This is a genomic window from Paenibacillus dendrobii (genome assembly GCF_009807035.1).
Lineage (GTDB): Bacteria > Bacillota > Bacilli > Paenibacillales > Paenibacillaceae > Paenibacillus_AQ > Paenibacillus_AQ dendrobii.
Window position 1 is genome coordinate 561454 of record NZ_WUBI01000003.1, and the last position, 17091, is coordinate 578544.

Sequence of the window (17091 nt, forward strand, 5' to 3'; positions counted from 1 at the left end):
AAATGCGACAAGAACGCCAGTTCTGACATAATACTTTTATACAGCACTTTTAAAAAAGTTGGGAGCGTGATTCTATGCCTGCCGGATTGCCGAGACCCAGCATGGGCGTCCTGAATTTGCAGGGCGGAGAAAAAAGATTCAGGCTTTCCCGTCTTGCGGCCGCGGATGAATTAAGTTTCTTCGTCAAGCATTACTGGATTGTCAGTTGGGATTGCACGGAAGCGGAGCCTTATCTCCAACACGTCGTGCCTAACCCCTGCGTCAATCTGATCGTGGAACCGCAAAAAACCTTGATCTATGGCCCGTCCACTCAAAAGTTTTCTTATCCGATCCATGGTAAAGGAATGGTGTTCGGCGTTAAATTCAAGCCCGGTGGCTTCTATCCGTTCCTGAATCGGCCGGTCTCAGCCCTTGTCGGTCACCCGCTTGAGGTGGCGGAAGTCCTGGACCTCCACGGCCCGGAGCTGGAGGAAACGATTCTCTCCCTTGGTACGGAACGGGAAATGGCGGACGCCATGGACCAGCTCCTGCTGTCCAAGCTGCCTCCGCAGGATGAGCAGGTTGGGCTCGTGAACCGGATCATTAACTATATCGCGAGCGAACGCGAGGTTTCCAAGGTGGATCGGGTCTGTGAGCATTTCAATATGCATATCCGCAAGCTTCAGCGTCTCTTCGATCAATATGTCGGCATCAGCCCGAAATGGGTGATCCGGCTCTATCGCCTGCAAAATGCCGCCGAAACGATGGACCGCAAGCTGCCTGTCGATTTGGCACATCTGGCAACGGAACTCGGCTATCATGATCAGCCGCATTTTATCAAAGACTTCAAGGCCGTTGTCGGCAGCACGCCGGAGGAATACCGCCGGTCCGTGATGGAGAGCTAAAGTGCCCTCTCCTTCAATTCAACGGATCAGCCCGAATGCTGCGCCAATCAGCCACAATACCACCAGCAGCCAAAAGATCGGTAAAGACAAGGACAATACGAGCGCGATCCGCAGCATCCATGTCTTTTCCGGTCTTCGGATCAAACCCGCGAGCGCAATAGAAAAAGAAACCACGGTAAGCAGCACAAGGACAAACCCGCTGTATGGAAAGCTCTCCGGCGGAATGTGCAGCGGAATGACAAAAACGAACAGAAAACAAAGCAGACCCGTTAACAGTGCTAACCCGCTAAGCGGTTCAAACCGCTTTTTAAATTCCATGGTGATCTGATCCCCCTTCGGAGCCCTATGGAGCAAAGGGAATGGAGCCGGACATAAACCCAACGAAAATAACGATTTTATAAAAGACTGGAGATAATGATGACACCAGCGCAATCCACAGCAATGCTTTCTTTTCCGACCTCCGCATCAGCCCTACCGTAGACATGATAAATCCCGCCATGGACGACAATCCCAAGAGCAGGCCGCTATAGAAATTTCCGCGAATGATTTGAAAAAGCTGACCTGAAACGCATATCAAACAAATGATTCCAATCCCTAAGGCTAACCAGCTCCAGGAGCTGTATCGCCGGGCTTGTATGCCCTGCATCCCCCTACGCACTTCCTTTCATCGACAATGAGTTTTATTCCTATTTTACTATTTATAACCATATATTGGTATGTTGTTGATAAAAAGTTGATAACCTTCTGCTATCATCATGTAAACTTGTGGAATACTGGAGTTGACGGGGCCATTTGCCTCCGCCAGCCCAAAGAAAAGGAAGGCTGCACATGAACGAAACGCTTCTCATCGTTGACGACGAGCCAGGGATTGTTACGCTTCTGAAGGATTATTTTGAACTGAACGGCTACCGGGTACTGACCGCCGCAAACGGGGAGGAAGCGCTGAAGCAGGCAGCCCAAAACCCCGCCCTCATTCTGCTCGATATTCAAATGCCTGATGTGGATGGGCTGGAAGTATGTGCTGCAATCCGCAGCCATGTCTCATGCCCGATTGTATTTCTGACCGCGCGCGTGGAAGAAACGGACAAGCTAAGCGGATTCCGCGTGGGCGGCGACGATTATATCGTAAAGCCCTTCAGCATTGAGGAACTGGGCGCGCGCGTGGCGGCACATTTGAGGCGCGAACAGCGCAGCAGCCGCAAAACCACTGCCAAATTTACCGGAGATCTGGTGATCGACTATGGCGAACGCTGCCTTTTCTATCGAGAAATCCCTATTTCCCTTGCCAAAAAGGAATTCGATATCGTGGAGCTGTTATCCAAGCATACCGGTCAGATTTTAGATAAGGAACGCATCTATGAAAAGCTGTGGGGGTATGACAGCGAGGGCGACAGCAGCGTCGTAGCCGAGCATATCCGGCGCATTCGTGCCAAGCTGGCACGCTGTTCGGACCACGCTTATATCGAAACGGTCTGGGGAGTGGGATACAAATGGTTAAAGTAAAAAGAAGGTCTTTCACTGCCCTCTTAAAAAACATGTCGCTCCGGAAGTCCTTTATCGTGCTGACGATCCTATCCCTGCTGGTTGCCCTTATTCTTAGCACGATCTCGATTCAGATACTTGAAAGAATTTATGAGCCGCTTTACAAAACCATGATTACCAACGCCAATATACAGCACTATCTTCAACCGCCTCCAGACGCACCCAAGGGAACTGTCCCCGTTACGATTGCCATCGGTTATATGCAGCCGGGTAGTCCGCAGGAAGCAATCGTGCTAAGGCTCATCTCCGCGCTCAATCTGCTGCTCCCGCTTCTCTTTTTTGTCATCTCGGTGACGGCGGCTGCGGCATTCTTTTATAAACTGAAGCTGAAACAACCGATCGGGCTGCTGAATGACGCTGCCAACCAGATCTCCGCGAACAATCTCGACTTTTCCATTCAATACGATAAAAAAGACGAAATGGGTAGGCTTGTGGATTCCTTTGAACGGATGCGATCCGAACTGAAAAGCAGCCAGCAGGCCATGTGGCGGATGATGGAGGAGCGGAAACGGCTGAACGCCGCCTTCGCGCATGATCTGCGTACGCCGGTGACGGTGCTGAAGGGATACACGGACCTCTTGACCAAATATATGCCCGAAGGCCGGATCGAACCGGAGAGACTGGTGTCCACCTTGAGCTTTATGTCCGATCATATTCATCGACTCGAAACCTACGTTGACTCTATGAACACGCTGCAGCAGCTGGAGCATACGGAGGTTCATGCCTTCCCGCAGCATACAGGTGAGTTTGCACGCCAACTGGCCGCCCAGACCGAGATGCTGTCCAAGCAAGAAGGAAAGACGTATGAGCTGAGAAACCTTCTGCCCGCGTCCATGCTTTCTTTTGACGATAAAATTGTATTCCGTACGGCCGAAAATCTGCTGACAAATGCATTCCGTTATGCCCGAAGCCATGTATTGATCACCTGCGAGCAGCTGCACGATGAGCTGGTTCTGAACATATTCGATGACGGCCCAGGTTTTAACAGGGATGAATTGGAGCTTACGACACGTCCCTTTTATACCAAAAATCCATCCGGCGGCGAATCCCACTTCGGCCTCGGTCTTAATATTGCCAAAACTCTGTGCGAGCGTCACGGCGGCTCCCTCAGGCTCTCCAACGCGGAAGGCAAAGGTGCGAGAGTGACTGCAAGCTTCTCCGCCAAAGTTGATAAAACGTAGATATCTGTCCCTTATACTCTCCTTGTACAGTAAAAAGGCTAAGCAGCCACTTAAAAGCCATCTGACGAGGAGAGTGTTTTGTTATGAACCCGAAAATTCACATCCGCCATCTTAATAAAAGCTACGGAACCAAGCAAGCCCTGCAGGATATCAATCTCGATATCGAAACGGGCATGTTCGGTCTGCTGGGCCGCAACGGGGCCGGCAAAACGACGCTGATGAAAACACTGGCGACCCTTCATATGAAAAACAGCGGCGACGTCACCGTCTGCGGCATTCCCATCGAAAAAGCCAAGGAGGTCCGCAGATGTGTCGGCTATCTTCCGCAGGATTTTGCTGTGTACCCGAACATGACCGTCTACGGCGCCATGGACTACCTCGGTACTTTGTCCGGTCTACCCACCAGCATCCGCCGCGAGCGGATTCCGCAGCTGCTCCGGCAGGTCAACCTGGAGGATCGGCACCGGATGAAATTCAAGGCGTTATCCGGCGGCATGAAGCGCAGACTGGGTATCGCCCAGGCGATTTTGCATGATCCTGAGGTACTGATTGTCGACGAGCCCACGGCAGGACTGGACCCCGAGGAGCGCATCCGATTTCGCAATTTGCTCAGCGAGCTCGCAGAAGACCGGATCGTGATCCTGTCTACGCATATCGTCGGCGACATTGAAGCAACCTGCGAACGAATCGCTGTACTCGATCAGGGACAACTGAAATATACAGGCACAGCCCAGGAACTGACCGCCAAGGCAGCAGGGAAAGTCTATACTGTGAACATGTCCAAGCAAGAACTGGAGCGAGTTAAAGCCGTATACACTGTCACCGCCATGCTCACTCTCGGCAATGAAGTGACCGTCAGGCTGCTCGCAGACCGCATGCCCTATCCGAATGCAGTCCCTGCCGAGCCAACGATCGAGGATGCGTACATGCTCATGATGGGAGGACATAGCGATGTTCGTTCATCTATGGCTTAAGGAATGTCGGCTTCTTCTGAAAAGCATTACTTACCTGCTCTTCGTCGTGATCATCGGTCTGTTCTATGCGACCCAGATGGGAAGCCAGGTTCAGGATGATATCCGGGATGCCGATCCGGGAAAGACTGCGGCATCCCATCAACAAACAGCAGGCAGCACAATGGGCATCTCCGCCACGCCTCCTGCGAGCCCTTTTGCCAAACCGCTGCCCGGCCAGAGCAGTTATGGGGAGAAGACAGCGGAGAATCCCGCTACAATCATGCCGGAGGCCGTACAGTCGCTATATATGGAATATACGGACAACCGTTATGCGAGCTATCCGCTCGGCTTTTTCAAGGCCGTAAAGCTGAGTCCGTCCGAGCAGGAAAAGATCGCCGCCGCGATCACGGAAATCACTGGCTCCACGATGGAGCAACTGCGGCAGAGCATCAGCGATGCCTCCCAGAAGGCAGCCGCGAACGGATTGCCTCTGCAAATAGGCCGCGGAAATTCCTTTTCCTTCCCAATCCATGTGACTTACGACAGGTTTAAAGAAGTCATGGCCGGGGTAGAGAAACTGACCGGAAGCAGCTCGAGTTACAGTTTGCAGCATATGATCGATTCCTATGGTCATTCGCCTATCACGTACGCGGAGAAGCTGGCGGAGTATAACGATTTTATTCAGAAGGATCGGATCACCGGTGCTTACGCACGCCTCTTCAGCGATTATATGGGCATCATGCTTGCCTTCTTGCCGGTCTTCGTGACGGTATTCTTCATCATGCGCGACCGCCGCGCTGGGATGCAGGATCTGATCTATACCCGTAAAATTTCATCCTCCGCTCTGGTTGCCGCACGCTATTTGGCATTGATCGCGATGATGATCCTGCCGGTGCTGTTCCTGTCGCTTCATCCACTAATACAACTCATGGGATATGCGGGTGATCACGGCATAACCATTGACCATCTTGCTTTCGTTAAATATATCGCAGCTTGGCTTATGCCAACGCTAATGGTTTCCACTGCCGTTGGCATGTTCCTGACCGAACTGACGGATACGCCGATAGCCATTGTTGTACAAGGCTTGTGGTGGTTCATCAGCCTGAATTCGGCGCGGTTCATCATGGATGGGGGCTACGGCTCTCAGCTCATCCTGCGTCACAATACGATCGGTAATTTGCAGGTGTATCAGGATCACTGGATTACGCTGCTGTTGAACCGTCTGGGTTATACGGCACTGGCTCTTATCTTGGTGCTGTTGACGGTGGGCTTGGTCCAATTGAAAAGAAGGGGGAAGTTGAATGCCCGGAGCAAGCTTACAAAAATACTGGCAGCTTTTAAAATTCAATCTAAAGCTCGCGTGGTTGAATAATGCCTTCATGGCTGCAGCCTGGCTCCTGATTATTCCGCTTCTCTCCGGCATCAGCCACTTGGATCCTGCTGCTTCTGCGGTTGTGCTGGAGAAGTTTACCGCATTAACCGGGATCATTCTGATGACACCGCTGTTCCTGCCTGAGCAGAACCGGGACATCCGCGACCTGATGGATTCCAAGGCCACACCGCAAACCGGAGTGCAATACATCCGACTGCTGCTCGCTTCGCTTACAATAGTGGTTATGGTTTGGGGGATGGTTACGGTGATGCAAGCGATGGACAGCCATTTTCCCGCCGCCCGCTATATTTTTGGGACCTTTGCAAGCGCCTTTTTCCTCGGGAGTATCGGCTTTGCCGCCTATGGTCTCTGCAATCAGTTGGCTATCGGATATATGGTACCGCTCGCCTATTACCTGACCAATATGTTTACAGGCAGCAAGTATGTACAGTACTTTTACCTATTTTCTCTTGGGAATGGAAGCTTTGACGAGAAATACTGGCTGTTCGCAGGTGGAGTGATCCTCATTGTTCTGACCCTGGCGTTTAAGGAAATCCAGCGTCGCCGCTAACAGACAATGCTTGTTTTATGAATCTCCGCCCTATGGTCAGGTCGCATAACACCAGTATTTGCGAACCCAAGACCCGTCCGGTTCGGCAGAGTTATTCATGCATTTAACCGACTCAGGGGTGGCTCTAGTGTATTAACCGGCAAAATCAAGAGGCTTCCAAAGGTCTGCTGAACCCTTTGGAAGCCTTATTGTTGTATTTCTATTCTCTTTCAAGTCTTGCTGATGGGTAGATAAATATCCACGGTCGTTCCTTCGTTTACTCTGCTCGTGATGACCAGACGGCCTGCATGAGCCTCGATAATCTTTTTTACGATCATCATGCCAAGACCGTTGCCATCGGCTTTCGTAGTATGAAAGGGCTCCCCGATCCGCCCCAGCACCTCCTCGGTCATACCTATTCCGTCATCGGTGAAACGGATGAGCTGATAACCCGCTTCGTCATCGAGCTCGATTTGGACGGAGCCGCCAAAAGGAAGAGCTTCCACGGCATTTTTCAGAATATTCATAAATACCTGTTTAATTTGATTGCGGTCGCATCGGATCATATGATCGGCGTTCATCGTGCAATTTAACGTAATACAGCTCAATGCCGCCTGGATTTCAAACAGATTCAGCACTTCCTCCAGAATAGGCATGCAGCGCTCCTCCCTGAATTGGACAACCTGCGGCTTGCCCAGAATCAGAAATTCACTGACAATCAGGTTCATCCGTTCAAGCTCCGACATAATCAGATCGTAATGCCGTAGATGAGTACCCTTTCCTGATAATTGCAACATTCCCTTTACCGTCGTCAACGGATTACGAATTTCATGCGCGATCCCTACCGCAATCTGCCCGGCAAACACCAATTTCTCGGTATTCCGCAACATTTCTTCCGTCCTCTTCATTTCGGTAATATCACGTAGAGTCCCCACCACACGGATAATAGAATTGCCATTATCATATACCGGTAGCACATCAAGCATATAGTGATGATTTCCGTCTTGCAGATTCACACACAGTTCCATACCAATACATTCCTCATACCGCTCGATTGCCCGTTGGAAATAGTTGCTGATCAATCCGATACTTAATACAGAGGTTTCTTCAAATATGGCTTGATCGTCCAACTGCAGCATGGAGCGGCAGCGTTCGTTCATTTCCAATATACTGCCTGTACCATCCGTAATGATGACTCCGTAAAAATTCGTATCCAACAGGAATCGGTTCAGGATCTGAAGCTGGGTGTTCTGCCTCCGGAGCAGCAGCTCCCGCTCCACGGAATCTGCCATCGTACATAGCAAAGCAAGCAAGTGCGGATGGGCAAAATGGATATTCGTCATCAGTGAAATGGTTCCCAGAACCTCGCCTTTATCACTGTGAAATTCCGCCGTATAGCAGGCAAGGCCATGCAGAATGGTGTGGTAATGATCTTCGCCGACCAGCTGAAAAGGCTGCTGGTACGTCAGGCAGAGATCAATTGAGTTGGTGCCAGCATCCTTATTGAATTGAATACCTTCCTCAATGCCCAGATGCCTAACCGTCTTGATAATCGTCGGATCGCCCGCAAATTCCAAAACATAGCCCTGATCATCGGTCACGGCTATCGTAATCGGGCTGCCCGAAATGGAGGATAGGAACTTGCTGATAAAAAAGTGGATGACTTCGATGTACTCCCTATACTTTATCAGCTTCACCGCCAACTCAGCATGACTGTTCCGCCGGATAAACGTGGGGAGCTCATCCGCATGAATACCCGTTTGCCTGCAATACTGTTTGGACAACGCTATTGCTTCTGCCGTATCTACTCTATGTAAAGATCCTCCCATACTGCATACCTCATTTTTCTTCTTTACTTATTTCTTGTGAAGCTATTTGAATCCAACGGACTCAAGCCGGTTCTGTCGTTGCTATGAACGATGCTGTGCGTAATGTTGCAAAAGAGGAGTCCCCCCTATAATACCACCCTATGGCTATTCCTTCACTATAACGTTTTGCAAGGGTGAAATAACGCTTCGAGGGGCTTCCATGATACACTGTTGATATCAAAAACAGAGACTGCCCAGGGAATCCTTGGTCCCTGGATCTAAAGGAGAAGCCATGCAGCCATTTACCATGTTAGTCATTGAACAAATCAAAGCCATTCCCGCCGGCAAAGTCATGACCTACGGCGGTATTGCTGCGGCTGCCGGAAGCCCTCGTGCCGCAAGGCAGGTGGTCAGGATTCTTCACTCCATGAGTGGCAAATACCAGCTTCCCTGGCACCGGGTCGTGAATGCCAAAGGTGAAATTGCCCTTCGTGACGATGAATCCCGCTTCCTTCAGCAAGCACTTCTTGAAGACGAAGGGGTCGCCGTCAGCTGGGATGGACGAATTGATCTATCCCTTTATGGAGCATAGGATACAACATAGAAATGAATAGATTACATTTTGGATGTAAAAACGTTGTTCTTAAGCAGCGTATACAGCGCACACGATCTAGGGTTTGAAATAAGCATGCAGACACGTACCCGCAGGATACCTGTCTGCATGTTCTTATTTACGTCTTGTTTAACGCTTAGAGAACGGCTTCCTCAGGGACTTCCGCAGGGATATCTGCAGGGTCTTCCACCACAGGAGCCTCCTCCGGTTCTGAATTCAGGGCAGGTGGTACAGCTCCCTTGATCGTGAATTGCACCGTTTTAACGGTGATTTTAGCGCTTGTATCATGGACAACGATAACCGTTAAGGTGTAGCTTCCCGGTTCAGTGATCGGAGTCCCCTTGACATAAGCCTTGCCGTTCAGTAAAGCTCTGCTGGCTGTACCCGGTTCATTTGTCCAGGTCGGAGCGATACCCGAATCATACGCACCGCCGTCAGCTACTTGGTCAATGATCGGCTCAGCCGGAATGGTTGTCAGATCCCCGGCATAAGGTATGCCTTGAATTCCACTCGCGAGTGCGGCAAGCAGACTTCCGGATCCATCCTGACTGTACTCCCAGAACATCGCTCCGCCGAGTCCCTTATCAAGGACATACTGCCCTTTGGCCGCTACGGACTGCGGATCATCGTAGGAGATCCATGTGCTGCCGTCGAACAGATATGGGGCTTGAGCCGCTTCGTCCCAATAGCGGACGAAGCCGTTCTGTGCGTTGTAATTTGCAAGAATATCATTGTAAGTCGGCGTATCCCCAGAGCCCTTGGCATTCCGCCCAAGACCCGTGTCTTCCGGGTCTACGGTGACGACGTCTGTCCACTTATGCCCGTAGAATGCGGCTCCGATCACGAGCTTATCCGCAGGTACGCCGTTCTTCATATACAACTTCACCGACGCATCCGCACTGAGCCCGCTGCCGTACAAATTCGCATGGTGTTCGGCAGTACTGTTCCAGCCTCCAGCAAAGTCATACGTCATTAAATTGATGTTGTCGACGTATTTGACCACTTCCCCAATTTCAACGCCATTCAGATAACTCTGAGTGGCTCCGGCAGCAATGGCGAGTTCGTAATAACGGTGCTCCTCTGCACCCAGCCGATCCAGCTTCTCCCTCAGCAGCTTAAGCAGCAGCGAGAAGTTCTGCTTATCCTCCGGTCTCGCTTTGGTATCCCCGGCAGGTTGGGTAGGATATTCCCAGTCCAGATCGATTCCGTCCAAATCGTATTTTTTGACATATTCAATGATGCTGTCGGCAAAAACCTTCCGGCTTTCCTTCGTATATGCAGCATCTGAGAAGCCGTCAGCCGCCCAACCGCCAACCGAGTTCAGGATTTTCAGGTGCGGATTCTGCTCTCTCAGGTTCTGCAGATAAGCATAGTTGGCATCATCATACTGGCCATCGATGGGTACGATCTTATTGTCTTTAATATGCGTAAACGCATAGTTGATATGGGTCAGCTTACTGGCGTCAATCGGCTTGGCGTCAGACCATGCCACCCAGCCCGGTACATACGCGATCACCTTCGGTTCCTTATCCTTAACGGTAAAGTGAACCGTTGTCTTAGCGGTTTTCAAGCTCGCGCCATGTGCCGCGATGACGGTAAGCGTATAGCTTCCAGCTGCTTTAATCGCCGTTCCTTTCTCATAAACGAATTCATTCAAGAAGGCTGCGCTCGCCGTTCCAGGCGCATCGTTCCAGCTTGGAATAAATCCGTATTCATATTCGCCGCCCTCCGTCACGTTCGTGATATCCGGCGCGACGACATCAGTCGTATCCTTTACAAAAGGCTTGCCCTGGAGGCCATCCGAAAGCGCGGTAAGCAGGGCTCCCGTCGTATCCTGGCTATACTCCCAGAACATCGCTCCGCCCAGCTTATGGTCCAGGACGTATTGAGCTTTCTCATGCAAAGATTCTGGGTCATCATAAGACAAGAACGTGCTTCCATCAAACAGGTAAGGCGCTTTTGAATCCTCATCCCAGTAGCGGGTATATCCGGTTTCCTCGTTGTACGTCGCGATGGTTGCGCTGTAAGATGGCGTGTCACCGCTACCTTTCGCTTTCCATCCTACGGCCTTACCTTCACCTTGCTCAACATCCGTCCACTTATGGCTGTAGAAAGCTGCGCCAATCACGATCTTATGAGCCGGTACTTTGTTATCCAGCAGCACCTTCACGCAAAGATCGGTGCTGATGACCGGTCCGAACAGATGCGTGTGATGGGCCGTATTCTGCACCCAGCCTCCCGCGAAATCATAGGTCATCACGTTGATATTATCCAGAAGCGGGGTAATATTGCCGATCTCGACGCCATCCAGGTAGCCCCAACCGGCGCCGGCTGCAATGGTGAGCTCGTAATACTTGTTCTCTTCCAGTCCAAGCGCATTCAGCTTCTCGCGTATCAGCTTCAGCACCCGTGTGAAATTCTCCTTGTCTTCAGGTCTGCCGGTTACAATACCACCTGCATCCTGGGACGGGTATTCCCAGTCCAGATCAATGCCATCCAAATCATATTTTTTCACGTATTCAATGATGCTGTTCGCAAAGATTTCACGCGATTCTGCCGTCAATGCAGCATCGGAGAAGCCATCTGCTCCCCAACCGCCAACCGAATTCAGGATCTTCAAGTTGGGATTTTGGGATTTCAAACTTTGCAGGTAGGCATAATTCGCGTCATCGTTCTGATCCTCGATCGGAATGATTTTATGGTCCTTGATATGGGTAAAGGCATAGTTGATATGAGTCAACTTCGCTGCATCCACCGGCTGGGACTGTGACCAGTCCTTCCAACCTGCTACGTAGCCGATCAGTTTGACCTCAGGATCCATGGTAAAATTGACGGTCGTGCTTGCTTTTTTCCCGCTTGTCTTATGAATAGCGGAAACAACCAATGTATAAGTGCCTGCTTCAATAATACCGTTGCCTTTTACGTATGCAGCCCCATTCAGCGTTGCGCTGCTGGTCGTATCCGCTGCATCGTTCCAGTTCGGGAGCACTCCGGAATGATACACCGTGCCATTCGACACTCCCGTAACGGTTGGCGCCTGAGGTTGGGTTGTATCTCCTCCACCGCTGTTGCCGCCGCCGGAGCCTGAGCCACCGCCCGAGCTGCTTCCGCCGGACGATCCGCCCGATCCTCCGCTGCCGCCTGCCGTGCCGGTCTTGATGGATCCGGCCTGCGGTCCATCCACGATACCCGGAGCCGTCTGGAACGAAGAACCCTTGGCGCCTTCATTGATAGTAGCTTTAAGAATTTTGCCGGTTCCGAACACTTTGGTTAGTGCATTCAGCACCAGGCTTGAAATACTCGAATCGCTCCCGAGCTGAAGGATGTTTCCCTGTCCGTCGATCACGACCGAACCGAGCGAGCTGCCGCTGATCTCAAGCTCTACTCCCGCAGCCTTAACGATAAGCGTTCCTTCCACTTTAACATTTTTTAAAATGATCTTTCCTGAACTGATCCCTTTATCGAGAATCAGGTTACCTCGGATCACCAAATTTTGAAGCGTAATGCCCGGTGCCGAGATAACGGCATTTCCGTTAACGGTTTCAGTCCCCGTAGCCGGGCCGTACGTTCCTGCTTTGCCATATGTCGTATCTGTTGGAGCCGAAGGGACGGGCAGTCGGCTGATTAGGACCGCACCCTCCGCACGTGTCAGGGAAGACTTCGGACGAAGAGTGCCGTCTTCATATCCGCCCAGCTTACCCTGCTGAATCAGGTAAGCAATCGCCTGTCTGCTCCAGGCAGCAATCGTATCGGCATCCTTGAAGCGGCTGAGAATATCGAAGTTGCTGCCCAGCTCTGCCTTAAGCGCCTTAGCGAGCATGACGGCAGCTTCCTCTCTTGCTACCAGCTGGTCCGGATGTATCGTGCCGTCCTGATAGCCGGTAATATAACCAGCCTGCAGCGCCTTTGCGGCTTCCGCATACTGCCATTGTCCGGCTGTCAGATCTGTGAAAGTGACTGGCTTCTCGTCTGTAAAATGAAAGTACCGGTTGATCAGAGCCATCAGCTCTGCCCGGGTCAGCGGCTTATCCGGTTTCATGGAGCCGTCAGGATAACCCTTAAGCAGGCCTTGTTCCTGCCAATTTGTGAGGAGCTGTTCTGCCCAATGCCCCCGAGTATCGGAAGAGCTGGCTGAGGCCTGTCCGGCAAAAGCATATGATGATACTATAATGGCTGCGCAAACGAAGCAAATAAACCATTTCCATTCCAGTCTTTTCTGAAGCGCTTTCATAACACACCCCAATCTATCAGATTTGCTGCAATGCGCCATTCCTCAGGAGAAACGGTGTTCACCTCCACTTTTTAGGGACGATATCGGCGTATGCATTGCTCTTAAACCCGGTCAGGAAGGACCGGACTTAATGACATTCGTGATTCTGACTGATCAGGAAGATTGAATCTGCGTAAGATGATAAGCTGAGCCAGGCCAGGCCTTTTCATGTATATATACACGTCGAAGAGTAGCAACATAGGGGAATGGAACGGGTCATACCGGACAACTGCTGGTAAGGAATATTATATTTGATTTAACAGGTGTTTCCAGGGGCATTTTTCTATGATCCAGGGATACATTTGTCTATACAAAGTGAAGGATCGATATTTCCCCTGCTGTTCCTTCAGCATATCACCCCTTTCCGCTCAGGAAAATCGGTTTCAGGATATGTATCTTATTTCATTGATTTATATCTTTTAATGAGACAAATCGAACCCCCGGTCCAAATGGACCGGGGGTTCGATAGATTCAAGTATTCGATTTACGGCAAGGTAACGAGGAGTGGCTTGACGGTATTGGCAAAATTGTAGTTGCTCGTCTTGTCCCAGTTGATGGACCACGTCATGGCGCCGCGGAAATCGGGATACTTGGCTACAGGTTTGTAGCTGCCGCAGCTTGTTCCGTTCGCAAGGCAGCTCAGAGCATTATTGACAACGCTCGGAGAGACGTAACCGCCGCCAGCAGCGCCGGATACAGCAGGCAATCCAAGTCCAAGCTGCGATGGAGCCACCCACTGCAGGGAGAGATCCGACAGGGCCGTCAAGAAATCCACCGTGCCTTGGGAATAACATTTGCCGTCACGCCCCAGCATGCAGCCGGAGTTGTAATATTGAACATTAATGACCGTTGTAATGTCCTTAAGGTTATTGTAGAGCTGCATATAGGACGTGCTGTTGCTTTGCATATCAATGGTTTGTGGAGCCATGGTCAGTATGAAGCCGGAGCCTACACGCTGCTGCAGCTGCTTGACGGCGCTGGTTAGGTTGGCTACATTCATGCCGTTCTCCAGATCGATATCGATGCCATCAAGACCGTAGGTCGTGATGAGGTTGTACATGCTGTCCACAAAGTTGGCCACGTTCGGAGATGCGCTACCCAGGTTGACGTTGCCTTTTTCACCGCCCACGGAGATAATAACCTTCTTGCCTTGGGCATGCTTCGCTGCAATATCACTGATTAGATTGGCATTCGTGTAGCCGCCAAGCGCCGTCGATAGTGAGGAATCCACGTTAAACGTTACACCGCCCGGCTTGGTAGGATCCATATCGGCAAAAGCCAGCACGATAATATCATATTGGCTCGGCACATCACTCAGCTTCAGGTTCGAAGATCCGTTGATGAAGTTATGCCAGTAACCTGTCAGCACATGCTTCGGAAGCTGGCTATTTCCGCCACCTCCGCCGGAGCTTTGGGTTGTTGCCGTAACGGCGGCGCTTTGCGGAGAGACGTTGCCTGCGGCATCCTTGGCTTCTACCTTGAAGGTATACGCCGTTCCCGCAGTCAGGCCTGTAACCGTCGCGCTCGTGCCTGTAACGGTCATCACTTGCGTTGTTCCTTGATAGACGTTATAGCCGGTTACGCCGACATTGTCCGTGGAAGCCGTCCACGAGAGGGAAACGCTGGAGGTTGTCACGCCAGTTACGGCGAGGTTCGTCGGCATCGTAGGAGCCTGCGTGTCGGCTCCGCCGCCGCTTGTGCTCGTCTTCACGCTCAGGGCGCTGCTCGCTGCGGATACGTTGCCCGCGGCATCCTTGGCTTTTACCGTGTAAGAATACGTCGTGTCTGCGGCTAATCCCGTATGGGTAAAGGCCAGTGTACTGCCGGACACACTGCCGACAACCGCGCTGCCTTGGTAGACATCATAGCCTGTCACACCGACATTATCCGTGGAGGCGTTCCAAGCCAGAGCAATGCTTGAGGAAGTCACCGCCGTCGACCTCAGGTTCGACGGAGCAGTTGGAGCCTGCTGGTCTGTGCCGCCTCCACCGCCGGGTACGAGCTGCCACAATGCAGGCACATTCGGCGGCTCCCAGCCCGTCAATGAGGTATGCGGTTGAATCACCTTATAGGTACTGCCGCCATAGGTGGCGGTATCATTCACCGCGTATGCAACATTCGGAGCCCATGCCCCGCGGTCCGCGGCGGATACCATTGACGGCAGCAGCCCGATAAACAAAGTCATTATGATGACCAGGGGCAGAAACCGGGTAAACGACCTGCCTTTTAATAATGAAGCTTTTTTCATAAAACTTCCTCCTCTTAAATGAAATCGTGCTTCAACCCAGCTTTCCTTGCCTTCCGTTTTGCCTCTGCCCTCCTTTTTTTGCGCGGTATCACGCCTTAGTCATGTCAACGCCTGCGGTGCATCATATGGAAACTATGCAATGGCATAAGAAGAAACAATCGTCTGTATTGCAGGGATGAATCGCGCATTTGATGCCGTTAAGTCTCCATCGAAATCAAATTATGAAAGCGCTTACAGTTTATGCGTAACCGGCTTCCACATCCATGCTTCATGAGAAGCTGATTGCAGACATTCCATTTGCTCATGGGATGAATAACCATAACTTATACTAATTGTAATTAAATGTTATTTATCAGGCTATAGACCAATAGTTGCAATTTTAATAATAAAAATCAACGATTTTGCCTCAAAACTTCCGAGATCCGGCGCGTTCACCCCACTATGGGCGTCCGTTCCGGTATACAACGTGTCCACCGCTAGTTAAAAAATCCCCTCCGTTCAACAAGATGAAGACCATCATACCGATGTCTTTTTCTCTTGCCTACTAAAAGGGGGTCTCAGCATAAACGACGATTTTTACATATTCATGAAATACGAATTGCCATTAATATCCCGTCTGCGAGAAAAACAATCGGAATCTAAGCTCCGTTATTCAGAAGTTGCCAATATATATTCTACTAAGTCTTCTAACGGTACCGTAGCCAGCCCGATTGACGTATCCGTGCAGCCGTAATAAATATACAACAGTCCATCTTTGACAACATTGGCCGTCGGAAATACGACATTCGGGATGAACAGGCCAAACTTCTCGTAATACGCTTCAGGCTCCATAATCCAGCGGTTGGACCGGGCAACAATCTTCTCGGGCTGCTCCAAGTCCAGCAGCATGGCCCCCACTCGATACACGTTGTCCGCATCGACTCCGTGATACAGGGTCAGCCAGCCCTGATCCGTACGGACCGGCGGGGTAGCGCCGCCGATCTTCTTACATTCCCAGTCCGCCGCAGGAGATGCAATCAGTCGAGGCTCTTCCCAATCAACCAGGTTGTCCGAGTAAGTAATCCACATGCCGGGCTTCTCCGTCCCAAACGCCTCTCCGACATATTCTTCCGGCCGGCGCAGCAGCACGAACTTCCCGTTTATTTTTTCGGGGAATAGGATATTGTCCCTGTCATTGATATCGAGCGGCGTAGTATCGCACAGAAAATCCCAGTTGATCAGATCTTTGGACACCGCAATGGATGATCGCGTCAACCAATCGCCGGGCGATTGACCCCAGCCGTCCGGGTAGTCCGGCTTCGAGCTGTTCGGCACTCCGAGACCCGTGGGGTAATAGTTCATGGAACAGGGACGCATCGCATAATTCAAATAGTAGGTTCCCTCAATGTGGACAATGCGCGGATCTTGAATACTTCCGTAGGGAAAGCCGAATTGCTCCGGATGGATCACCGGACGGTCCAACACGTGCTTGAAATGAACGCCGTCCTCGCTTTCCAGCAATCCGAAAAAGCATTGGAACGGCGTCAGGCTGCCTGCTGTCCTTTCGATCATGTAGAACTTGCCATCCTTGAGTATCACAGCCGGATTGAACACCGTTACTCGGCGCCAGTCATATTGGCCGGGTACGACAATCGGATTGGCCTCACTCCGCTCGATTCGCATTCGTATCA

Annotated in this window: 13 protein-coding genes; 7 read left to right on the top strand and 6 right to left on the bottom strand. The window is 51.2% G+C overall.

Annotated elements, in window-relative coordinates; all coding sequences use genetic code 11:
- The first annotated feature begins 74 nt into the window (after positions 1-74).
- The gene (locus GRF59_RS20585) at positions 75-884 is read left to right on the top strand and encodes an AraC family transcriptional regulator (protein WP_160499584.1); all 810 of its coding nucleotides are present in this window, start codon (positions 75-77) and stop codon (positions 882-884) included.
- Positions 885-902: 18 nt separating this feature from the next.
- Here the strand turns inward: GRF59_RS20585 and GRF59_RS20590 are convergent, their stop codons facing one another.
- Together GRF59_RS20590 and GRF59_RS20595 are read right to left on the bottom strand one after the other, a co-directional pair.
- Entirely contained in the window at positions 903-1202 is a 300-nt protein-coding gene (locus tag GRF59_RS20590) for a hypothetical protein (protein WP_160499585.1), read from the bottom strand.
- A gap of 25 nt (positions 1203-1227) precedes the next feature.
- Positions 1228-1530, bottom strand: coding sequence for a hypothetical protein (locus GRF59_RS20595; RefSeq protein ID WP_160499586.1), 303 nt, complete (start codon positions 1528-1530; stop codon positions 1228-1230).
- 182 nt (positions 1531-1712) lie between these two features.
- Between GRF59_RS20595 and GRF59_RS20600 the strand changes: the two genes are divergently transcribed.
- The 5 genes from GRF59_RS20600 (at position 1713) to GRF59_RS20620 (ending at position 6503) form a co-directional block, all read left to right on the top strand.
- Positions 1713-2387 carry a response regulator transcription factor gene (locus GRF59_RS20600; protein ID WP_160499587.1) on the top strand — a complete coding sequence of 225 codons (675 nt, stop codon included), beginning with the start codon at positions 1713-1715 and terminating at the stop codon, positions 2385-2387.
- The gene (locus GRF59_RS20605; protein WP_160499588.1) at positions 2375-3607 is read left to right on the top strand and encodes a sensor histidine kinase; all 1233 of its coding nucleotides are present in this window, start codon (positions 2375-2377) and stop codon (positions 3605-3607) included. The genes GRF59_RS20600 and GRF59_RS20605 overlap by 13 nt, the downstream gene beginning before the upstream one ends.
- A gap of 83 nt (positions 3608-3690) precedes the next feature.
- On the top strand, positions 3691-4581 hold the full coding sequence (locus tag GRF59_RS20610; RefSeq protein ID WP_160499589.1) for an ABC transporter ATP-binding protein: 891 nt from the start codon (positions 3691-3693) through the stop codon (positions 4579-4581).
- Positions 4559-5932 (top strand): ABC transporter permease, encoded by a 1374-nt coding sequence (locus GRF59_RS20615; protein ID WP_160499590.1) that lies wholly within the window; start codon positions 4559-4561, stop codon positions 5930-5932. The genes GRF59_RS20610 and GRF59_RS20615 overlap by 23 nt, the downstream gene beginning before the upstream one ends.
- A 7-nt stretch (positions 5933-5939) precedes the next feature.
- The gene (locus tag GRF59_RS20620; protein WP_160499591.1) at positions 5940-6503 is read left to right on the top strand and encodes an ABC transporter permease; all 564 of its coding nucleotides are present in this window, start codon (positions 5940-5942) and stop codon (positions 6501-6503) included.
- Between the two features lie 209 nt (positions 6504-6712).
- On the opposite strand, the gene GRF59_RS20625 is transcribed toward GRF59_RS20620, so the two are convergent.
- Positions 6713-8311, bottom strand: coding sequence for an ATP-binding protein (locus GRF59_RS20625; protein WP_160499592.1), 1599 nt, complete (start codon positions 8309-8311; stop codon positions 6713-6715).
- A gap of 271 nt (positions 8312-8582) precedes the next feature.
- On the opposite strand from GRF59_RS20625, the gene GRF59_RS20630 reads away from it, so the two are divergent.
- Positions 8583-8882, top strand: coding sequence for an MGMT family protein (locus GRF59_RS20630; protein WP_160499593.1), 300 nt, complete (start codon positions 8583-8585; stop codon positions 8880-8882).
- 157 nt (positions 8883-9039) lie between these two features.
- Here the strand turns inward: GRF59_RS20630 and GRF59_RS20635 are convergent, their stop codons facing one another.
- The 3 genes from GRF59_RS20635 to GRF59_RS20645 all read right to left on the bottom strand — a co-directional run bounded on the left by GRF59_RS20635 (position 9040) and on the right by GRF59_RS20645 (position 17083).
- A complete protein-coding gene (locus tag GRF59_RS20635) occupies positions 9040-13134 on the bottom strand; it encodes a glycosyl hydrolase family 18 protein (protein ID WP_160499594.1) in 4095 nt (1364 codons plus the stop codon).
- A 523-nt stretch (positions 13135-13657) separates the two neighbouring features.
- Complete coding sequence (locus GRF59_RS20640) at positions 13658-15358, bottom strand: fibronectin type III domain-containing protein (RefSeq protein ID WP_423802973.1); 1701 nt, start codon at positions 15356-15358, stop codon at positions 13658-13660.
- 711 nt (positions 15359-16069) lie between these two features.
- Positions 16070-17083 carry a glycoside hydrolase family 130 protein gene (locus tag GRF59_RS20645; protein WP_160499596.1) on the bottom strand — a complete coding sequence of 338 codons (1014 nt, stop codon included), beginning with the start codon at positions 17081-17083 and terminating at the stop codon, positions 16070-16072.
- Between the last annotated feature and the right edge of the window lie 8 nt (positions 17084-17091).